The 16,419-nt window shown below is 33.7% G+C and carries 18 protein-coding genes; 5 read left to right on the forward strand and 13 right to left on the reverse strand.

Annotation, left to right across the window (positions count from 1 at the left end):
• Positions 1 to 24: 24 nt before the first annotated feature.
• Both ACFFVB_RS01440 and ACFFVB_RS01445 read right to left on the reverse strand, forming a co-directional pair.
• Positions 25 to 756: a phosphoglycerol geranylgeranyltransferase gene (locus tag ACFFVB_RS01440; protein WP_382380422.1), complete on the reverse strand. Its 732-nt coding sequence runs from the start codon at positions 754 to 756 to the stop codon at positions 25 to 27.
• Positions 757 to 1,383, reverse strand: coding sequence for a 4'-phosphopantetheinyl transferase family protein (locus ACFFVB_RS01445; protein ID WP_382380424.1), 627 nt, complete (start codon positions 1,381 to 1,383; stop codon positions 757 to 759).
• A 62-nt stretch (positions 1,384 to 1,445) separates the two neighbouring features.
• On the opposite strand from ACFFVB_RS01445, the gene ahcY reads away from it, so the two are divergent.
• On the forward strand, positions 1,446 to 2,762 hold the full coding sequence (gene ahcY, locus ACFFVB_RS01450) for an adenosylhomocysteinase (RefSeq protein WP_382380426.1): 1,317 nt from the start codon (positions 1,446 to 1,448) through the stop codon (positions 2,760 to 2,762).
• Between the two features lie 187 nt (positions 2,763 to 2,949).
• Here the strand turns inward: ahcY and rpmA are convergent, their stop codons facing one another.
• Both rpmA and rplU read right to left on the reverse strand, forming a co-directional pair.
• Positions 2,950 to 3,210: a 50S ribosomal protein L27 gene (gene rpmA / locus ACFFVB_RS01455; protein ID WP_382380428.1), complete on the reverse strand. Its 261-nt coding sequence runs from the start codon at positions 3,208 to 3,210 to the stop codon at positions 2,950 to 2,952.
• A gap of 42 nt (positions 3,211 to 3,252) precedes the next feature.
• The gene (gene rplU / locus ACFFVB_RS01460) at positions 3,253 to 3,870 is read right to left on the reverse strand and encodes a 50S ribosomal protein L21 (RefSeq protein ID WP_382380430.1); all 618 of its coding nucleotides are present in this window, start codon (positions 3,868 to 3,870) and stop codon (positions 3,253 to 3,255) included.
• A 391-nt stretch (positions 3,871 to 4,261) separates the two neighbouring features.
• Here rplU and ACFFVB_RS01465 point away from each other — a divergent pair, with 391 nt between their 5' ends.
• Positions 4,262 to 5,581, forward strand: a complete 1,320-nt coding sequence (locus ACFFVB_RS01465; protein ID WP_382380432.1) for a M16 family metallopeptidase — start codon at positions 4,262 to 4,264, stop codon at positions 5,579 to 5,581.
• Positions 5,582 to 5,600: 19 nt separating this feature from the next.
• Positions 5,601 to 7,670: a M16 family metallopeptidase gene (locus ACFFVB_RS01470; RefSeq protein ID WP_382380434.1), complete on the forward strand. Its 2,070-nt coding sequence runs from the start codon at positions 5,601 to 5,603 to the stop codon at positions 7,668 to 7,670.
• Positions 7,671 to 7,718: 48 nt separating this feature from the next.
• Here ACFFVB_RS01470 and ACFFVB_RS01475 read toward each other — a convergent pair whose 3' ends face one another.
• Complete coding sequence (locus ACFFVB_RS01475) at positions 7,719 to 8,594, reverse strand: DMT family transporter (protein ID WP_382380436.1); 876 nt, start codon at positions 8,592 to 8,594, stop codon at positions 7,719 to 7,721.
• A 23-nt stretch (positions 8,595 to 8,617) separates the two neighbouring features.
• Between ACFFVB_RS01475 and ACFFVB_RS01480 the strand changes: the two genes are divergently transcribed.
• Positions 8,618 to 9,070, forward strand: a complete 453-nt coding sequence (locus tag ACFFVB_RS01480; RefSeq protein WP_382380438.1) for a heavy-metal-associated domain-containing protein — start codon at positions 8,618 to 8,620, stop codon at positions 9,068 to 9,070.
• A gap of 47 nt (positions 9,071 to 9,117) precedes the next feature.
• Positions 9,118 to 9,240, forward strand: a complete 123-nt coding sequence (locus tag ACFFVB_RS01485; RefSeq protein WP_382380440.1) for a hypothetical protein — start codon at positions 9,118 to 9,120, stop codon at positions 9,238 to 9,240.
• Positions 9,241 to 9,343: 103 nt separating this feature from the next.
• Here ACFFVB_RS01485 and ACFFVB_RS01490 read toward each other — a convergent pair whose 3' ends face one another.
• From ACFFVB_RS01490 to mutY, 8 genes are all read right to left on the reverse strand, one after another.
• Positions 9,344 to 10,132, reverse strand: a complete 789-nt coding sequence (locus ACFFVB_RS01490; RefSeq protein ID WP_382380442.1) for a transglutaminase-like domain-containing protein — start codon at positions 10,130 to 10,132, stop codon at positions 9,344 to 9,346.
• A gap of 247 nt (positions 10,133 to 10,379) precedes the next feature.
• Positions 10,380 to 11,267, reverse strand: coding sequence for a dienelactone hydrolase family protein (locus ACFFVB_RS01495; protein ID WP_382380444.1), 888 nt, complete (start codon positions 11,265 to 11,267; stop codon positions 10,380 to 10,382).
• A gap of 121 nt (positions 11,268 to 11,388) precedes the next feature.
• Positions 11,389 to 11,862, reverse strand: a complete 474-nt coding sequence (locus ACFFVB_RS01500; RefSeq protein ID WP_382380446.1) for a hypothetical protein — start codon at positions 11,860 to 11,862, stop codon at positions 11,389 to 11,391.
• Between the two features lie 189 nt (positions 11,863 to 12,051).
• Complete coding sequence (locus ACFFVB_RS01505; RefSeq protein WP_382380448.1) at positions 12,052 to 12,480, reverse strand: hypothetical protein; 429 nt, start codon at positions 12,478 to 12,480, stop codon at positions 12,052 to 12,054.
• 358 nt (positions 12,481 to 12,838) lie between these two features.
• A complete protein-coding gene (gene gldD / locus ACFFVB_RS01510; protein ID WP_382380450.1) occupies positions 12,839 to 13,426 on the reverse strand; it encodes a gliding motility lipoprotein GldD in 588 nt (195 codons plus the stop codon).
• A gap of 1 nt (position 13,427) precedes the next feature.
• Entirely contained in the window at positions 13,428 to 14,732 is a 1,305-nt protein-coding gene (locus ACFFVB_RS01515) for a gliding motility-associated protein GldE (protein WP_382380452.1), read from the reverse strand.
• 24 nt (positions 14,733 to 14,756) lie between these two features.
• Entirely contained in the window at positions 14,757 to 15,206 is a 450-nt protein-coding gene (locus tag ACFFVB_RS01520; protein WP_382380454.1) for a single-stranded DNA-binding protein, read from the reverse strand.
• A 90-nt stretch (positions 15,207 to 15,296) separates the two neighbouring features.
• Positions 15,297 to 16,337 carry an A/G-specific adenine glycosylase gene (gene mutY / locus ACFFVB_RS01525; protein ID WP_382380456.1) on the reverse strand — a complete coding sequence of 347 codons (1,041 nt, stop codon included), beginning with the start codon at positions 16,335 to 16,337 and terminating at the stop codon, positions 15,297 to 15,299.
• Between the last annotated feature and the right edge of the window lie 82 nt (positions 16,338 to 16,419).

The raw sequence follows: 16,419 nt of genomic DNA on the forward strand, positions 1-16,419 counted from the left end.
TTAATTCAGAACTAAATTAGATATTTACCAACGTTTTAGCTCTCGAAAGAAGTCTTCGTTTTTTTCTAAAGCTGTACCAATAACTACAATATTTGCTCCTGCTTCAAAAGCTGCATTCATTTGTGCTTTAGATTTTATACCGCCACCAACAATTAACGGAATACTTAAATCGTCTCTTACCGCTTTAATAATTTCTGGAGACACAGGGTTTTTAGCTCCACTTCCTGCTTCTAAATAAATTAAGCGCATACCAAGTAATTCCCCGGCCAAAGCTGTATTCACTATGTTCTCCACTTGTTTTGATGGCATAGGTTCGGTTTCTGTTACTTTCTGAACCATAGTTTGCACACCCTCATTTTCAATTAACAGGTATCCTGTTGGAATAATTTCTAAAGTGGTTTCTTTAAGTCTCGGAATTGCCTCTACATGTTTACCGATTAAGTAGGCCGGATTTCTTCCAGATAACAGCGATATAAATAACAAAGCATTAGCTTTATTTGTTATTTGTGCAACATCTCCTGGAAATAAGATTACAGGAAGATTTGTATGTTTATTTATCTCTACTACTAAAGGTTCGGTAAGGTCTACAGGCACAGTACTACCACCTACAAAAATATAATTCGCTACAGATTTATTTATTTTCTTAACGAATGCTTCAACATCACTCAATCTTATTTTTTCTGGATCGATTAATACCGCTAACTGCTTATTATTAGCGAAAATATTATGTTGAATGTTATTTAATACGTTTTTCATTTATGTAATAGTATATACACAAGTAAAATCTTCCAATTCCCAAAAATAGATATCGAATCGACTCTTGCGATCTTTATAATCAATCCAAGCTACTGTTTTGCCCGCTTTTAAATCGAAAGGGATCACCAAAATATGATTGTAAAAACTCAACCCTGGCGTTGCATACAGTTTATACAATGCTTCCTTTGTTCCCCAAATTACGGTAAGTTTTTTTACATAATCAATTTCATCTTTATTTAAATAGCAGAATTCATAATTTGAAAATTTATGGGCGATTAATTTAACTTTTTCTCGATTTTTCTCAATATCAATGCCTGTTCTGTTATCACTAATCACGACACCAGAGAATGTAAATGAATGCGTTATAGAAATTTGTCGGCCATCCTTTAAATGAGGTTTACCATTTTCATCGTAAAATAAATCGAAATCGGTATAACCCAATGCTAACAAAAGATGTCGAACACTTAAAAATCCGCGTTGATGAAGTTCACTTTTCATACTTAAAACACGTGCTAAACTTTCCGGTTTCAGCTTAACTCCCTGAAACAATTCATCATAAGATTCTGTAATCTTCCAAATCTTAACAGTAGTTTGTGAATTTGGATGTAGGGTTTTATATACTGGCATTTATATTTCTCGTACTTATTATGTAACTTTGCGCTCTTAAATTAAGAGACAAATATACAATTATGAATACAAAAACGATTCCATACGTACCTTATAAAGTAAAAGACATGTCGCTTGCGGCTTGGGGAAGAAAAGAAATTGAATTAGCAGAAGCAGAGATGCCAGGTTTAATGAGTCTTCGTGAAGAATACAAAGACAGCCAGCCTTTAAAAGGAGCTAGAATTGCAGGATGTTTACATATGACGATTCAGACTGCTGTTTTAATTGAAACTTTAAAAGCTTTAGGAGCTGAAGTAACTTGGAGTTCTTGTAATATTTTCTCTACTCAAGATCAAGCTGCTGCTGCAATTGCGGAAGGTGGTACTTCTGTTTACGCTTGGAAAGGCTTAACTGAAGAAGAATTTGAATGGTGTATCGAACAAACCTTATTCTTTGGTGAAGACAGAAAACCACTAAACATGATTTTAGATGATGGTGGAGATCTAACAAATATGGTTTTAGATAAATATCCAGCACTAGTTGATGGTATTAATGGTTTATCTGAAGAAACTACAACTGGAGTTCACCGTTTATACGAGCGTATGAAAAACGGAACGTTACCAATGCCTGCGATTAACATTAATGACTCGGTTACAAAATCTAAATTCGATAACAAATACGGTTGTAGAGAAAGTGCTGTAGATGCTATTCGTCGTGCAACAGATGTTATGTTAGCTGGAAAACGAGTAATCGTATGTGGTTATGGTGATGTTGGTAAAGGTACAGCGGCTTCTTTTAAAGGTGCAGGTAGTATTGTTACAGTTACAGAAATCGACCCTATTTGTGCGCTACAAGCTGCAATGGATGGTTTTGAAGTTAAGAAATTAGAATCTGTTGTTACAACTGCAGATATCGTTATTACGACTACAGGAAACAAAGATATCGTTCGTGCCGAGCATTTTAAAGCAATGAAAGATAAAACTATCGTTTGTAACATTGGTCACTTCGATAACGAAATCCAAGTGGGTTGGTTAAACGATAACTATGGAGATACTAAAAACACGATTAAGCCTCAAGTAGATAAATATACAATAGACGGAAAGGATATTATTTTATTAGCTGAAGGTCGTTTAGTAAACTTAGGTTGTGCAACTGGACACCCTAGTTTTGTAATGAGTAACTCATTTACAAACCAAACTTTAGCACAAATCGAATTGTGGACTAACAGAGATGCTTACGAAAATGAAGTATATATGTTACCTAAGCATTTAGATGAAAAAGTAGCACAATTACACTTAGCTAAAATTGGCGTTGAACTTACAGAATTACGTAAAGATCAAGCGGAATACATTGGTGTAACAATCGAAGGTCCTTACAAACCTGAATACTACAGATACTAGATATAAAAATTGTTGTTAGATTAACAGCTATTTTATAGATATAAAAAAATCCCGAGCATTATGTGTTCGGGATTTTTTATGCGTAACACTGAAATAGATTACGGAATACGCTATCTCAATTAACTAAAACAAGAAAAGTCCTTGTACAGATGTACAAGGACTTTTATATTGTAAAGAAAATTATTTCTTAAGCCTCGAAAGGAACTATAGAAACGTAAGACTTGTTGTCTTTTTTCTTTGTAAATTTCACAACACCATCCACTTTTGCGTGTAATGTATGATCTTTACCTCCATACACATTTTCACCTGGGTGATGTGTATTTCCTCTTTGTCTTATGATGATATTTCCAGCAATTGCAGCTTGACCACCAAAAATCTTAACACCTAAGCGTTTTGATTCTGATTCTCTACCGTTTTTAGAACTACCTACCCCTTTTTTGTGAGCCATTGTCTTAAGGTTTTATATTGTTAATAATAATGAATTTGAAAATTACTTTTCAATTCCACCGTCTAATTTGTCTTGTAATACTTTTAACTCATCCCATTTACCGTCTGCAGCTAACTGAGCTTGTTGTGGCCAAGTTTCTGTAACGATGTGAGATAATCTTGAGCTTGCAGCAGTTAATACTTCGCTTAATTTCTCAGCAGGAGTATTAGCAACTTTAGCAAAAGTATCGATTCCTGCAGCAACTAAAGCTTCAGCAGCTTTTGGTCCAGCACCTTCGATTTTTTTCAAGTCATCTGCTTTAGCAGTTGCCTTTTTAGCAGTCTTTGCTGGCGCAGCTTTTTTAGCTCCAGAAGCATCGATGCTTTCAATTACGATTTCAGTAAGAGCTTGACGGTGACCGTTTTTAACACGGTATCCTTTACGTCTCTTTTTCTTGAAAACAATAACTTTATCACCTTGAAGGTGTTTTAAGATTTTTGCACTTACTTGTGCTCCATCTATAGCCGGGGCGCCTAAAGTAATATTGTCACCATCTCCTATAAGAAGTACATTATCAAATGATACTGCATCTCCTTCTTCAGAAGCTAAACGGTGAACAAACACTTTTTGGTCTTTTACAACTTTAAATTGTTGCCCTGCTATCTCTACAATTGCGTACATAGCGTAACGTTTTTATTAATTAATTTAATTCAAAAATAAGCCAATCTCTCGATAGGCGGGTGCAAATATACACCTAATTAATTAATCTACAAACGTTTTGTGCCATTTGAAATATTTTTATGTTGTAAGATTAAAGCAATTAACAGCTCAAGTCTTTCAATTTCAAACATACATTATATAAAAAGCGATCGAGGGCCATTCGTAATCGTATCATTTTTAAATAATATTTTCAGAATTTCACAATATTTCCCAGTCATAAATATCTACATCTTATAATATTAATATTACAAACTAAAAACCTCTCAGTAAAACCCAATTTTATTATATTGTATACTTATTACAACTAAAAAAAACTCACATTAAAACGAATCACTCAAAACACAAACGCACAATGAAAAAACGCTTATTTACTTTGGCTTCTTTGTTGCTTATTGGCCATGTCGCTACCGCTCAAAAAGTTGAATTTGAAGAGTACGATTTAGCCAATGGCATGCACGTTATATTGCATCAAGACAATACAGCTCCGGTTGTCACAACATCAGTAATGTATCATGTAGGAGCAAAAGACGAAGATCCTGAACGCACAGGATTTGCTCACTTTTTTGAACACCTTTTATTTGAAGGTACAGAAAACATCGAACGCGGAGAATTCATGAAAATTATCCCTGCAAACGGTGGAAAGTTCAATGCCAACACTACAGACGACAGAACCTATTATTACGAAGTCTTCCCTTCTAACAAAGTAGAGCTTGGATTATGGTTAGAATCTGAACGTTTAATGCATCCTATTATTAACCAAATTGGTGTAGATACACAAAATGAGGTTGTAAAAGAAGAAAAACGTATGCGTGTAGACAACCAACCCTACGGAAAATTCTTAGAAGAAGTAAAAGTTAACTTGTTTAAAGAACATCCGTACCGATGGACTACTATTGGTAAAATGGAACATTTAGATGCTGCCACTTTAGAAGAGTTTCAAGACTTCAACAAAAAGTTTTATATTCCAAACAACGCCGTTTTAGTTGTCGCTGGAGACATAAACAAGACTGAGGTAAAAAAAATGATTCAAGATTATTTTGGTCCTATTCCTAAAGGAACGCCAGTAACTAGAAACCTACCTAAAGAAGCACCGATTACCACAGAAATTAATGCTAAGGCATACGATAGTAATATCCAAATCCCAGCCATTATTCAAGCCTACAGAACACCGTCTTACAAAGACAAAGATTCTTATGTCTTAAATATGATTTCAGAATACTTAAGTAGCGGGAAATCTTCTAAATTATACAAAAAACTTGTAGACGATAAGAAGATGGCGATGCAAGTTGGAGCGATGAATATTAGCCAAGAAGATTACAGCGAGTACATTATTTTCGGACTTCCTTTAGGAGATATCCCTCTAGAAACTTTAACTAAAGAAATTGACGAAGAGATTGTAAAAATTCAGACCAACTTAATTTCTGAAAGAGATCATCAAAAGTTACTCAATCAGTTCGAAAATAATTTTGTGAATTCAAATTCAAGTATCGAAGGTATTGCTAATTCTTTAGCGACTTACTATTTACTTCACGATGATGTTAATTTAATTAATGACGAGATTAACATTTACAGATCTATTACAAGAGAAGACATTCAAGCCGTTGCGAAAAAGTATCTAAACCCTAACCAAAGGTTATTATTAGAATACTTACCGGAAGACAAAAAGCAATAACAAAAAGACGTACACAAAAATGAAAACAAAAATATCAGTAGTATTAGTATTGTTTTTAATGTCTGTTGGCGTTCACGCACAAATAGACAGATCTAAACAACCTGAACCTGGACCAGCTCCAAAAATCTCATTAGAAACACCTCAAGAATTCCAATTAAAAAACGGAATAAAAGTACTTGTCGTAGAAAATCATAAATTACCCAAAGTAACCTACTCATTAAGATTAGACAATAAACCCGTTACCGAAGGCGACAAGGCAGGGGTTTCAAGTTTACTTTCAGACCTGTTAGGTAACGGAACCACGTCTATACCTAAAGACAAATTTAATGATGAAATCGACTTTTTAGGTGCAGGATTAGGGTTTGGCTCTCAAAGTGGTTATGCGTCTTCTTTAACAAAATACACCGATCGTATTTTACAATTAATGGCCGATGCCGCTATAAACCCATTATTTACCGAGGAAGAATTTCAAAAAAGTAAAGACCAACTTATTGAAGGTTTAAAATCTGAAGAAAAAAGTGTTGATGCCATTGCGTCTAGAGTAGGGTCCGCATTATCTTATGGAAAACACAATGCCTATGGAGAATTTATTACTAAAGAAACGGTTAACAACATCACACTTCAAGACGTCAAAGATTTCTACAACACGTACTTTATTCCTAACAATGCCTACATAATTGTTGTTGGTGATATAGATTTTAAAACAGCTAAAAAAGCAATCACAAAAGATTTTGGGAAATGGAAAAAAGGTACTGAAATTAAAACCACACTTCCTGCAGTTACTCCAAACGTAACAACTACTCAAATAGACTTTGTAGATATGCCTAACGCTGTACAATCCAACATAGTTGTAACTAACAATGTTGATTTAAAAATGAATGATCCTGATTATTTTGCGGCACAAATTGCAAACTACATTTTAGGTGGTGGCGGTGAAGGTTATTTATTTAAAAACCTTCGAGAAGAACACGCCTACACCTATGGTGCTTACTCTTCTCTTAGAGATAGCAGATACAACGGTGGTCGTTTTACTGCGAGTTCTCAAGTTAGAAATGCAGTTACAGATAGTGCTGCAGTGCAGATTATAAATGAAATCAACAGAATTAAAACAGAGCCTGTAGATCCCAAAGATTTAGAAAGTGCTAAAGCTAAATATATAGGTAGTTTTGTAATGGCTTTAGAGAAACCTGAAACCGTTGCACAATATGCTCTAAATATTAAATTAAACGATTTACCTAGTGACTTTTACGAAACCTATTTAGAGAAAATTAATGCCTTAACTTCTGCAGATATTCAAAAAGCAGCAAATAAATATTTTCAATCTAAAAATTCGCGCATTATAATTGTAGGTAAAGGAAGTGATGTTTTAACTAACCTTGAAAAAACAGGAATCCCTGTTAAGTATTACGATGCTTACGCGACACCTATAGACAAGCCAAATTACGATAATCCTGTTCTTGCAAACATCACGGCAGAGCAAGTATTACAGAACTATTTAACCGCTATTGGTGGTAAAGAAAAAATAGATAAAGTAAGCTCTCTTATTATTAAATATGAAGCAGAAGCAATGGGATCTAAAATAATTTCTGAAGAAAAACGTACCGCTGGAAAATTAGCTCAGAATGTTTTTATGAATGAAAATTTAATGATGGCGATGATTGTAACTCCGGACGAAGTATTTGTAAAACAAGGAAGTGCTAAAAACCCAATCCCTGCTGAAATGGCTGCAGATATGAGAATATCTTCAGGTTTGTTTATGGAACAAAATATTTTAGCTTTAGGTACTGCTAAATTAGCCGGTATTGAAGAGGTTGAAGGCCGTAAAGCATACAAAATTGAAGTTGCTGGAACAACCGTATCTTATAGCTTATTTTACGATTTAGAAACGGGATTAAAAGTTAAAGAATCTCAGGTAATCAATATGGGTGGAAAATCTCAAATTCAAGATTCATTTCTAAAAGATTATAAAGCTTTCGAAGGCATTTTATTTCCTTCTACAAAAGAAAGCACACAAATGGGACAACCAATAAACGCAAAATTAAAAGAAGTTATTATAAACTCCGGAGTAACTGAAGCAGATTTTCAATAGACAAATCATTTTTAAAATTTTAAAACCGAAGTTCACGCTTCGGTTTTTTTATGCCTTCTTATTAGCCAAATACACCCCTAACAAAATTACTAAAGAAGCAAGACCTTGCAATACACTAAACCCTTCTCCATCTAAAAAGCCCCAAGTTAATGCTACAATTGGCATAACATAAGTTACAGACGACGCAAAAACTGGTGTTGAAATTTTAATTAATTTATTGAATAGAACTTTAGCTAAAGCGGTTCCGAAAAAGGATAAAATAAACACATAAACCAAAGCCATTTTTAATTCTGGATTTTGCAACCTAGAAGATTCAAAAAAACCTGAAAGTAATAATACAATAAGTGCGGGAATTATAATAACCACATAATTACCTGTAGCAATAGTTAGTGGCTTTAAATGCTGTAAATGACTCTTAATAATATTCACATTAAAAGCATACATTACCGTTGCCAAAACAATATAACCGGCGTATAAATAATTCTGATGCGGATTTAAATCGGCACCCTCCATAACCAACAAAGCAGTCCCTATAAAACCTAAGGCCACACCTAGTACTTGCCGTTTTGTAGAAGAAATCTGAAAGACTGCAAATCCTACTAAAATTGTTTGAAGTGGTACTAAAGAATTTAAAATAGAAGCAATCGCACTATCTATTTCTGTTTCTGCGATCGCAAATAAAAATGCAGGAATTAACGAACCAAAAACTCCCGATAACGCCACCCATTTCCAAGCGGTTTTGTCTATAGTTTTTACATATTTAAAACCTACTGTAAAAAGAATTAAGGCTGTAAAAATTGTCCGTAAAGCACCTAGCTGAAAAGGCGTTACACCAATTAATGCTTTTTTCATTAAGATAAAGGAACTTCCCCAAATTAAAGACAACGTAAACAGGTAACTCCATTTTAAAGTATTTTCACTCATAAGCTTTTTCTAAGTCCACAAAAATGAAACTTTTAACACAGAAAATCACATTAATTATTAAATTTGTCGACACTACAAACTCTATTATTTTTATGAAATTTTTCAACACACTTTTCGCTCTAGTATTCATTTCTGTTTTAGCATTTTCATGTAAAGACAAAACAGCGGAGCCAGAAATAAAAACAGTAGAAACAGCTGCTCCCGTAGAAGTTGCTACTAAAACTTTAGATCCTAATGCAACCTATGCAAAAGCAGAATTCACTATCGAAGGAATGACTTGCCAAATTGGTTGCGCTAATACCATACAGAAAAAACTTTCTAAACTTGATGGTATTAAATCTGCAACGGTAGATTTCGAAAAAAAATTAGCAATGGTAGAGTACGATGTTGCAAAAGTGAATGCTACAACTCTTGAAGAAACTGTAGTTAAAACAGGAGACATGTATAGCGTTAAAGACATGAAAACTGTTGAATAATTTGACACAACTAGTACAGATGAAGCAAAAACAGAACTTCTAAAAAAATGACTAGTAAAGGTGACTGCGGAAGCGCATGTAACGGTGACTGTGAAAGCACATCTGAAGGTGTTGCGATAGCTTGTTCTGCAGGCCAAAAAGAAGGATGTTCTGCTACAAAAAAAGCATAAACATTTCATTTATATAAAACAAGAAAGCATCTCGATCGAGATGCTTTTTTATTTTATATAATATAGGAAAATACGCAAGTAAAAAATCGTAACGATTGTTCTACTAGTTTTTAATTTGCTCCACTGTAATGTGTTGTTGTAGAATCTCAATCTCAGGTCCAAATTGAGTAAAAATAGCGACATCTGAAGCGTCTAGCCCATAACCCACAGACACATATCCGCCTTTTGATCCCGTTTGGGTCGCATCAAAAACGTACCAACGTCCACCAACATAAGCTTCAAACCAAGCATGCATATCCATTGGTTTTAAATTATGCAAATATCCAACCACCATGCGCGCAGGAATGCTTAAACTTCTACACAGTGCGATTCCTAAATGTGCCAAATCACGACAAACACCAGAGCCTTTCTTATTCACTTCTATGGCCGACATCGGGTAAGCACTACTCCCAGGAATATAACTAATTGTGTTACGCAGCCAGTCTTCTATAGCAAATACTTGCTGATACCCCGGAAGTTTACCACTAGTTATCGTGTTCGCCATATCATTAAAACGATCGGACTCACAATACCGGCTAGGCGATAAATAGCAAAGCACATTATTTGGTAAATTCTGTATTTCTACAAAAGGCGCATAAAGATCTACATCAACAAACTCTGAAGTTTGCACATCCGAAGTCGTCTGAATACTAAAATCACCTAATGGAGCAACCAGGCGCTGACAAAGATTACCGTAACCATCTGTAAATTCGATTATAGGTACGTTGGGAAATATTTTAAATTCATCGTGCTCAATCCACTGCTCCTCCCCACTACGAGGGCGCAACATTAAGATAAAAGGTGTCGCCGTTTCTATAGTAAAAGCTAAATCACAACTAATCCGTAACCACATACGCGAATCTTATTACATTTATTTTATCACCAAAATCGGAATCCATTAAATTTAAAGCAATTACAACAGAAATACGGTTAGTTATATGTTTTAATTGCACTATAAATCTGATTAAAATATAATAAACTCAGCCTTTTATCCATTTTTCATAAATGTGATATTGGCTTTCAAAAGCGAATTAAATCAATTCTACAAACAATAAAAGCACCTTCTAGATGGTGCTTTTTGTTTATATACTCCAATAGTTCTATGTCAAGTTATCCTTGAAAAATGCAATTGTTCTATTCCAAGACAAACTTGCTGCAGCTTCATCGTAGCGTGGTGTTGTATTATTATGAAATCCGTGATTTACCTCAGGATAAATAAAAGCTTCGTAGAATTTATTATTCGCATTAAGCGCGTCTTCATATGCAGGCCAACCTGCATTAACACGCTTGTCTAACTCAGCGAAATGAAACATTAAAGGCGCATTCACATCAGCTGCGTCTTCTACATCTGGCTGACTTCCATAATACGGCACTGCGGCACCTAAATCAGGAACACGAACAGCCATCATATTCGAAATCCATCCACCAAAACAAAAGCCTACAACTCCAATTTTACCAGAACATTGTTCATGATTCTTAAGATAATTAAAAGCGGCTATAAAATCTTCTAACATGTCATTCTTATCTCTTTTCTTCTGCATTTCTCTACCTTCATCATCATTACCAGGATAACCACCAAGTGGTGTTAATGCATCTGGAGCAATAGATATAAAACCTTCAAGAGCTGCACGCCTGCCAACATCTTCTATATACGGATTTAAGCCTCTGTTTTCATGAACCACAATAATCCCCGGCAATTTCTCTGTAACCGTTTCTGGAGTCGAGAGCAAGGCCTTTATACCTCCACCACCTCTAGGCGAATTATAGGTAATATATTTAGAATCTAGGCGTGCATCGTCTTTATTAACTAAAACGGAATCTATATAATTCGGAGAAATAAAACTAAGCAGGGAGGACATGGTAATGCCTCCTACAGCATAAAGTGATAGCTTCTTTAAGAATTGACGCCTTTCAATTTTATTATGGGCATAATCGTCATATAAATCAAAAACCTCCTGATTTATATCTTCTTTATTTAGTTTTTTCATCCCCTTAAATTAATGATTTTTTTGAAATCCATTTTAATCTTTTGAAAACTTCATGAAGTTTATAGGTTTCCAAAATCAAAAATTATTTAGCATTAAGTTCTATCGCTAACTTATTGACTAATTACCATTTTTCAGTAACAATAAATTCTTGACAATACCAATTACCTTTTTTATCCTTTTTATACCAATAATAACCTCCATAACCCCATAATTTACTCCTACTTAAACCTATAGAAACAACAGCTTCTGTACAGTTAGCATTGAAAAACAAAGGCGAAAAATTATAAACTAAATCGTATTCAGCCCAATCTGCACTAGCCTTTAAAATTAGTGAATCTGCCAAAACTACTTGATGTTTGCTTCTTGTGTCTATCTCTGTAGTAAAAGCCATACTTTGCTGCTCTACCTTCCAAAGTGCATCTAAAATCTCAGCAAAATCCTCACTTATTTTTAAGTGTTCCGTATTCAGCTTATGCGATTCCATTTTTGGAAACACCCCTATATTAAGAGAAATACCCAATAAAGAATCTATAATATGCTCACTTATTGGCGTATTTACTATACTGTCACCCTTAAAAACTGGAGGTGGTGGCAAAGGCAAACTTTTAGAGTCAATTATTGCAGTTAATACCGGTACAACACATAGGTTACAATTATTCTCCTGCGCATACGATTTGGAACAAAAACATATTAACATCAGAAAAACAATATATTTAATTAATTGCATACTTCTATATTTAAATTTGTTTGTGTTGTTCTTAGCTCAATATTGCGCTAGCAAATATTACGGAGTTTCTTCAATATAAATCACGTTTATTAGATACAGGTTACTATCTATAGTATCTTTTTCAATAATAAACATATCATCTCCTGAATGTCTTAGTTTAGCTTTATTTCTCCAATTACTCATATATGCTTTCAACCATTTATAATCTTTCATTTTAAGATTTGAAGTATCTTTTAAAGTTAATTTTACACGTTCAGGATAATTTTTAACTGTTATATCATTTTTAGTTGTAAAAATAATATTGTTTACATTTTCTATTTTATATAAATACCTAATAGGACCGTCTGGATAACTATGGTATTTAACCATCTCTTCTTTTTTACTTGAATCAAAAAAGAAGTACATAGAATTATCATTCTGTGTCTGACTTTTGACTGCTGAGCATCCTACTAAAAAAAGAACTAATACTATTAATATTGCTTTCATAATTAATTACAGTTTGATGTCTTGGTAGAGTTATTTTTAACATCATAATAACTTGAATTAAAATTATTATAATTTTGTGAATCATCTAAATCGCCAAGATTAGAACGTAATTATACTTTGGCTGTTTGGCTGTTTGGCTGTTTAAAATAATATTTCATCATATAAATGTTGTTGATTAATTTTGATTAAAAATAAAAGCAAACCACATAACTAACAACACCTAAAGCACTAATTATAAGAACTTTTCGACGAAATATACCCAAGACATTACGGGAAAACCATAGTTCGAGACTAAATCAATATAAAAAAAGCACCTCAACCGAGATGCTTTTAATTTTATAATAATCTAAAAACTGATTTATTTCCAAGTCACCGATTCCATAATCTGCTTTATATCCTTTTCAAGATATTTAGCTGCCGGTAAAATAGAATCGTAGTTTGGTTTTGCATAGAAATACAACGAACCCGTTAAGAAGTGATTGACACTATCGGTTACATAAAACTGAGATTGAGATGCGGCATTACCTCCTATTTCATAGAACATTCCGTACACTTTTCTCTCGTCGTTTAAGTATACTTGCTCTACAATTTCATCAGCTATAATGGTGTGTTTCTGAGTAAAATTTTGTGCATCACGCATAAATTCAACTAAACTTGTTGAGTCTTTATGTATACTTTTATACGTTAAAAATATAGTCCCTTTTAAATTAGAGTATTCAATATTTACACCATAATTATCTAGGCCTCCCATTTTTTTTACGCCAACCTGAGTCGCAAACTCATTCTTCTGAAATGTGAATGGCACATCCAAATTAACTTCATTATAGTTTGCTTCTGGATAACTTAATCTTAAATAGGCATTAGGTTTTGGAGTCGGATCTTCCGCACAAGACACCACTAAAATAAGTACTAAAAATAAAAAACTATTTTGAATGTATTTTAACATATTAGGATACGGTAACTTTTATGCGTTTTATGCGTTTGTTATCTAAAGCTTCTACTGTAAATAAATAATTTTCAAAATTTATTTTAGCATTTAATTTTGGGAAAACACCTGAATGCTCTAACACAAATCCCGCTATGGTTTCAGCTTCACCTTTTTTTTGTTCAAAGACAGTATCGTCTTCAACTTTAACAATTTTATAAAAATCCTTCAGCGGTGTTTTCCCTTCAAACACAAAATTATGGTCGTCTAATTTCGAATAAATTAAATCCTCATCATCATATTCATCGCTAATTTCGCCAACAATTTCTTCGATAATATCTTCCAAAGAGATTAAGCCTGAAGTTCCGCCATATTCATCTACAACGACTGCTAAATGGACCTTTTTCTCTTGAAATTCCGACATTAAATCGTCAAGTTTCTTATTCTCAGGAACAAAAAACGGTTCACGTATTAAGGCATTCCAATCGAACTGTTTTCTATCTACATAAGGCAGTAAATCTTTAACGTAAAGAATACCTTTTATATTATCTATATTATCTTGGTAAACTGGAATTCGAGAATAGCCATTTGCTACAATCTCAGGAATAATTTCAGGATATTTTAAATTTTCGTTCAAAGCAAAAATATCAATCCGTGGTCGCATAACCTGCTTGGTATCGGTATTTCCAAAAGAGACAATTCCTTTTAGAATTTTATGCTCTTCCATAGAAGTATCTTCTTCGCTCGTTAACTCTAATGCTTGCGACAACTGATCGACACTTAAATTAGATTTTTGCTTTCCCAATTTATCATGAATTGCTAATGTAATACTACGCATAGGCAAACTTAAAGGAGCGAACAAAAAGTCCATAACCTGAAGAGGAACAGCCATAAACGTAGCAAATTTCATTTTATTTCTACTGGCATAAATTTTTGGTAAAATTTCACCAAATAATAAAATTAAGAAGGTTACGAGAACGACTTCAATTATAAAGCGAACCACTTCGGATGTGACTCCACTAAACATAATATCACTTAAATAAGCAAAGAGAATAACGATACCTATGTTTATAAAGTTATTTGCAACAAGTATGGTTGCAAGCAATTTCTTAGGCCGTTCTAATAACTTAGCAATAAGCTGTATGGCTTTAGAATCGTTTTGTATGCCTTCGTCAATATCGGTTACCGTTAAAGAAAACAGAGCTACTTCTGCTCCAGAAATTAGTGCAGAACAAATAAGTAAAACACATAAAAGCACTATTCCAAAAATTAATGAAACATTAATCGTGGAAATCAGGGCTAAAATACTCGAGGGGTCGGGGTCCAATGGAAATTAAAATTAGTTAAACAATTAAAACGGCAAGTCGTCTTCTGCTTCTTTAGTGGCAGGTTGACTTGTTGTTGGTTTATTTTCTGTGGGTTTTGCTGTTTGCGAAGATTGCTCCGCATTCGCTCCACTTTCTTTTTTTGTTGATAAAAAGGTGAATTCTGTACACTGTATTTCGGTAGAATATCTTTCTAGTCCAGCTTCGTCAGTCCATTTTCTGGTTTTAAGACGACCTTCAGCATAGATTTTATCTCCTTTACTTAAGTACTTTTCGCAAATTTCTGCTCCTTTATTGCGAACAACAATATTATGCCACTCTGTATTGGTAACACGCTCGTTAGTTTGCTTACTAACATAGGTTTCGTTAGTCGCTAAAGGAAAACGTCCTACACAACCACCTCCTTCGAAGTAGTGCATTTTAACATCATCTCCTAAATGCCCTATAAGCATTACTTTATTTAACGTACCAGCCATAAATTATTGTATTACGAACTGCAAAATTACACTTTGTAGTTCAACTTTTTTAAATTTAGTAAAAAAATTATGAGATATAAATTTATATGGCTAAAAATTGAAGTCCTCGATAAAATTTCCAATTAAAATAGGGACCGGAAAATCTTCAACTTTAGACACTGGTATCTCACCTTTTAAATTAGTATCGACTTCTACAATCCAAAATTGGGTATATAAATGCTGATGTGATAATTTGTGTACAATCTCGTTTTTATTATATAATGACACATCAAAAGTTTTTCCTTTTAAAACCTCTAAATTCTCTAATTCTTGCTCAAGTTCTTTAGATGTCAATGCCTTTTTAGACTCTATTAATGGAAACTGATACAAATTTTGCCAGATCCCTTTGCCTTGACGTTGCTCTAGTATCGTGGTATGATCTGGAGTAAGAAACACTAAAAAATTAAAATACTTTTTAGACACTTTAGCTGCTTTAATTTTCACTGGTAATTCGGTAATTTCATCTTTACCATAGGCAAAACAACTAGAATTAAACGGACACACAGTACAATCAGGGCTTTTGGGCTTACATTGTATAGCACCAAACTCCATTACTGCTTGGTTAAACGTAGCTGGATCCTTTTTATCGATTAATTCCTGAGCCAAAGCTTTAAATTCTTTTGCGCCTTTAGATGAATTAATAGGAGTATATATCCCAAAATAACGGGACAACACTCTGTACACATTTCCATCTACAACAGCAGACACCTCATTATAACAAATAGAAGCGATGGCACTTGCTGTATAATCACCTACTCCTTTTAATTTTAATAGATCTTTATAGTTAGTTGGGAACACACCATTTAAGTCCTCCACAACATATTTTGCGGCAAAATGTAAGTTTCTAGCTCTAGAATAATACCCTAAACCTTGCCAAAGTTTCAAAATTTCGGCTTCATTTGCATGAGCTAAATCAAAAACAGTAGGAAATACAGACACAAAATCTTCATAATATGGTAACCCTTGCTTAATTTGCGTTTGCTGTAAAATTATTTCTGACAGCCATATATAATACGGATTAGTTGTCTGTCTCCAAGGAAGTTGACGCTTATTTACTGAATACCAATCTGTTAAGATTTTACTAAAAGTCATATATTAAAATTAGGCGTGACAAAAATAATCGTTTATAATCTTAAATTTTAATGAATTAGGTTTGAAATATTGAATATTAAAT

The organism is Formosa undariae (genome assembly GCF_042427615.1).
Lineage (GTDB): Bacteria > Bacteroidota > Bacteroidia > Flavobacteriales > Flavobacteriaceae > Formosa > Formosa undariae.

Coding starts and splice junctions, on each gene's coding strand:
- ACFFVB_RS01480 (WP_382380438.1), top strand. CDS start 8,618: ATGAAACTTTTAACACAGAAAATCACATTAATTATTAAATTTGTCGAC.
- gldD (WP_382380450.1), bottom strand. CDS start 13,426: ATGTTAAAATACATTCAAAATAGTTTTTTATTTTTAGTACTTATTTTA.
- mutY (WP_382380456.1), bottom strand. CDS start 16,337: ATGACTTTTAGTAAAATCTTAACAGATTGGTATTCAGTAAATAAGCGT.
- ACFFVB_RS01465 (WP_382380432.1), top strand. CDS start 4,262: ATGAAAAAACGCTTATTTACTTTGGCTTCTTTGTTGCTTATTGGCCAT.
- ACFFVB_RS01445 (WP_382380424.1), bottom strand. CDS start 1,383: ATGCCAGTATATAAAACCCTACATCCAAATTCACAAACTACTGTTAAG.
- ACFFVB_RS01520 (WP_382380454.1), bottom strand. CDS start 15,206: ATGGCTGGTACGTTAAATAAAGTAATGCTTATAGGGCATTTAGGAGAT.
- ahcY (WP_382380426.1), top strand. CDS start 1,446: ATGAATACAAAAACGATTCCATACGTACCTTATAAAGTAAAAGACATG.
- ACFFVB_RS01470 (WP_382380434.1), top strand. CDS start 5,601: ATGAAAACAAAAATATCAGTAGTATTAGTATTGTTTTTAATGTCTGTT.
- ACFFVB_RS01440 (WP_382380422.1), bottom strand. CDS start 756: ATGAAAAACGTATTAAATAACATTCAACATAATATTTTCGCTAATAAT.
- ACFFVB_RS01475 (WP_382380436.1), bottom strand. CDS start 8,594: ATGAGTGAAAATACTTTAAAATGGAGTTACCTGTTTACGTTGTCTTTA.
- rplU (WP_382380430.1), bottom strand. CDS start 3,870: ATGTACGCAATTGTAGAGATAGCAGGGCAACAATTTAAAGTTGTAAAA.
- ACFFVB_RS01505 (WP_382380448.1), bottom strand. CDS start 12,480: ATGAAAGCAATATTAATAGTATTAGTTCTTTTTTTAGTAGGATGCTCA.
- ACFFVB_RS01495 (WP_382380444.1), bottom strand. CDS start 11,267: ATGAAAAAACTAAATAAAGAAGATATAAATCAGGAGGTTTTTGATTTA.
- ACFFVB_RS01485 (WP_382380440.1), top strand. CDS start 9,118: ATGACTAGTAAAGGTGACTGCGGAAGCGCATGTAACGGTGACTGTGAA.
- rpmA (WP_382380428.1), bottom strand. CDS start 3,210: ATGGCTCACAAAAAAGGGGTAGGTAGTTCTAAAAACGGTAGAGAATCA.
- ACFFVB_RS01490 (WP_382380442.1), bottom strand. CDS start 10,132: ATGTGGTTACGGATTAGTTGTGATTTAGCTTTTACTATAGAAACGGCG.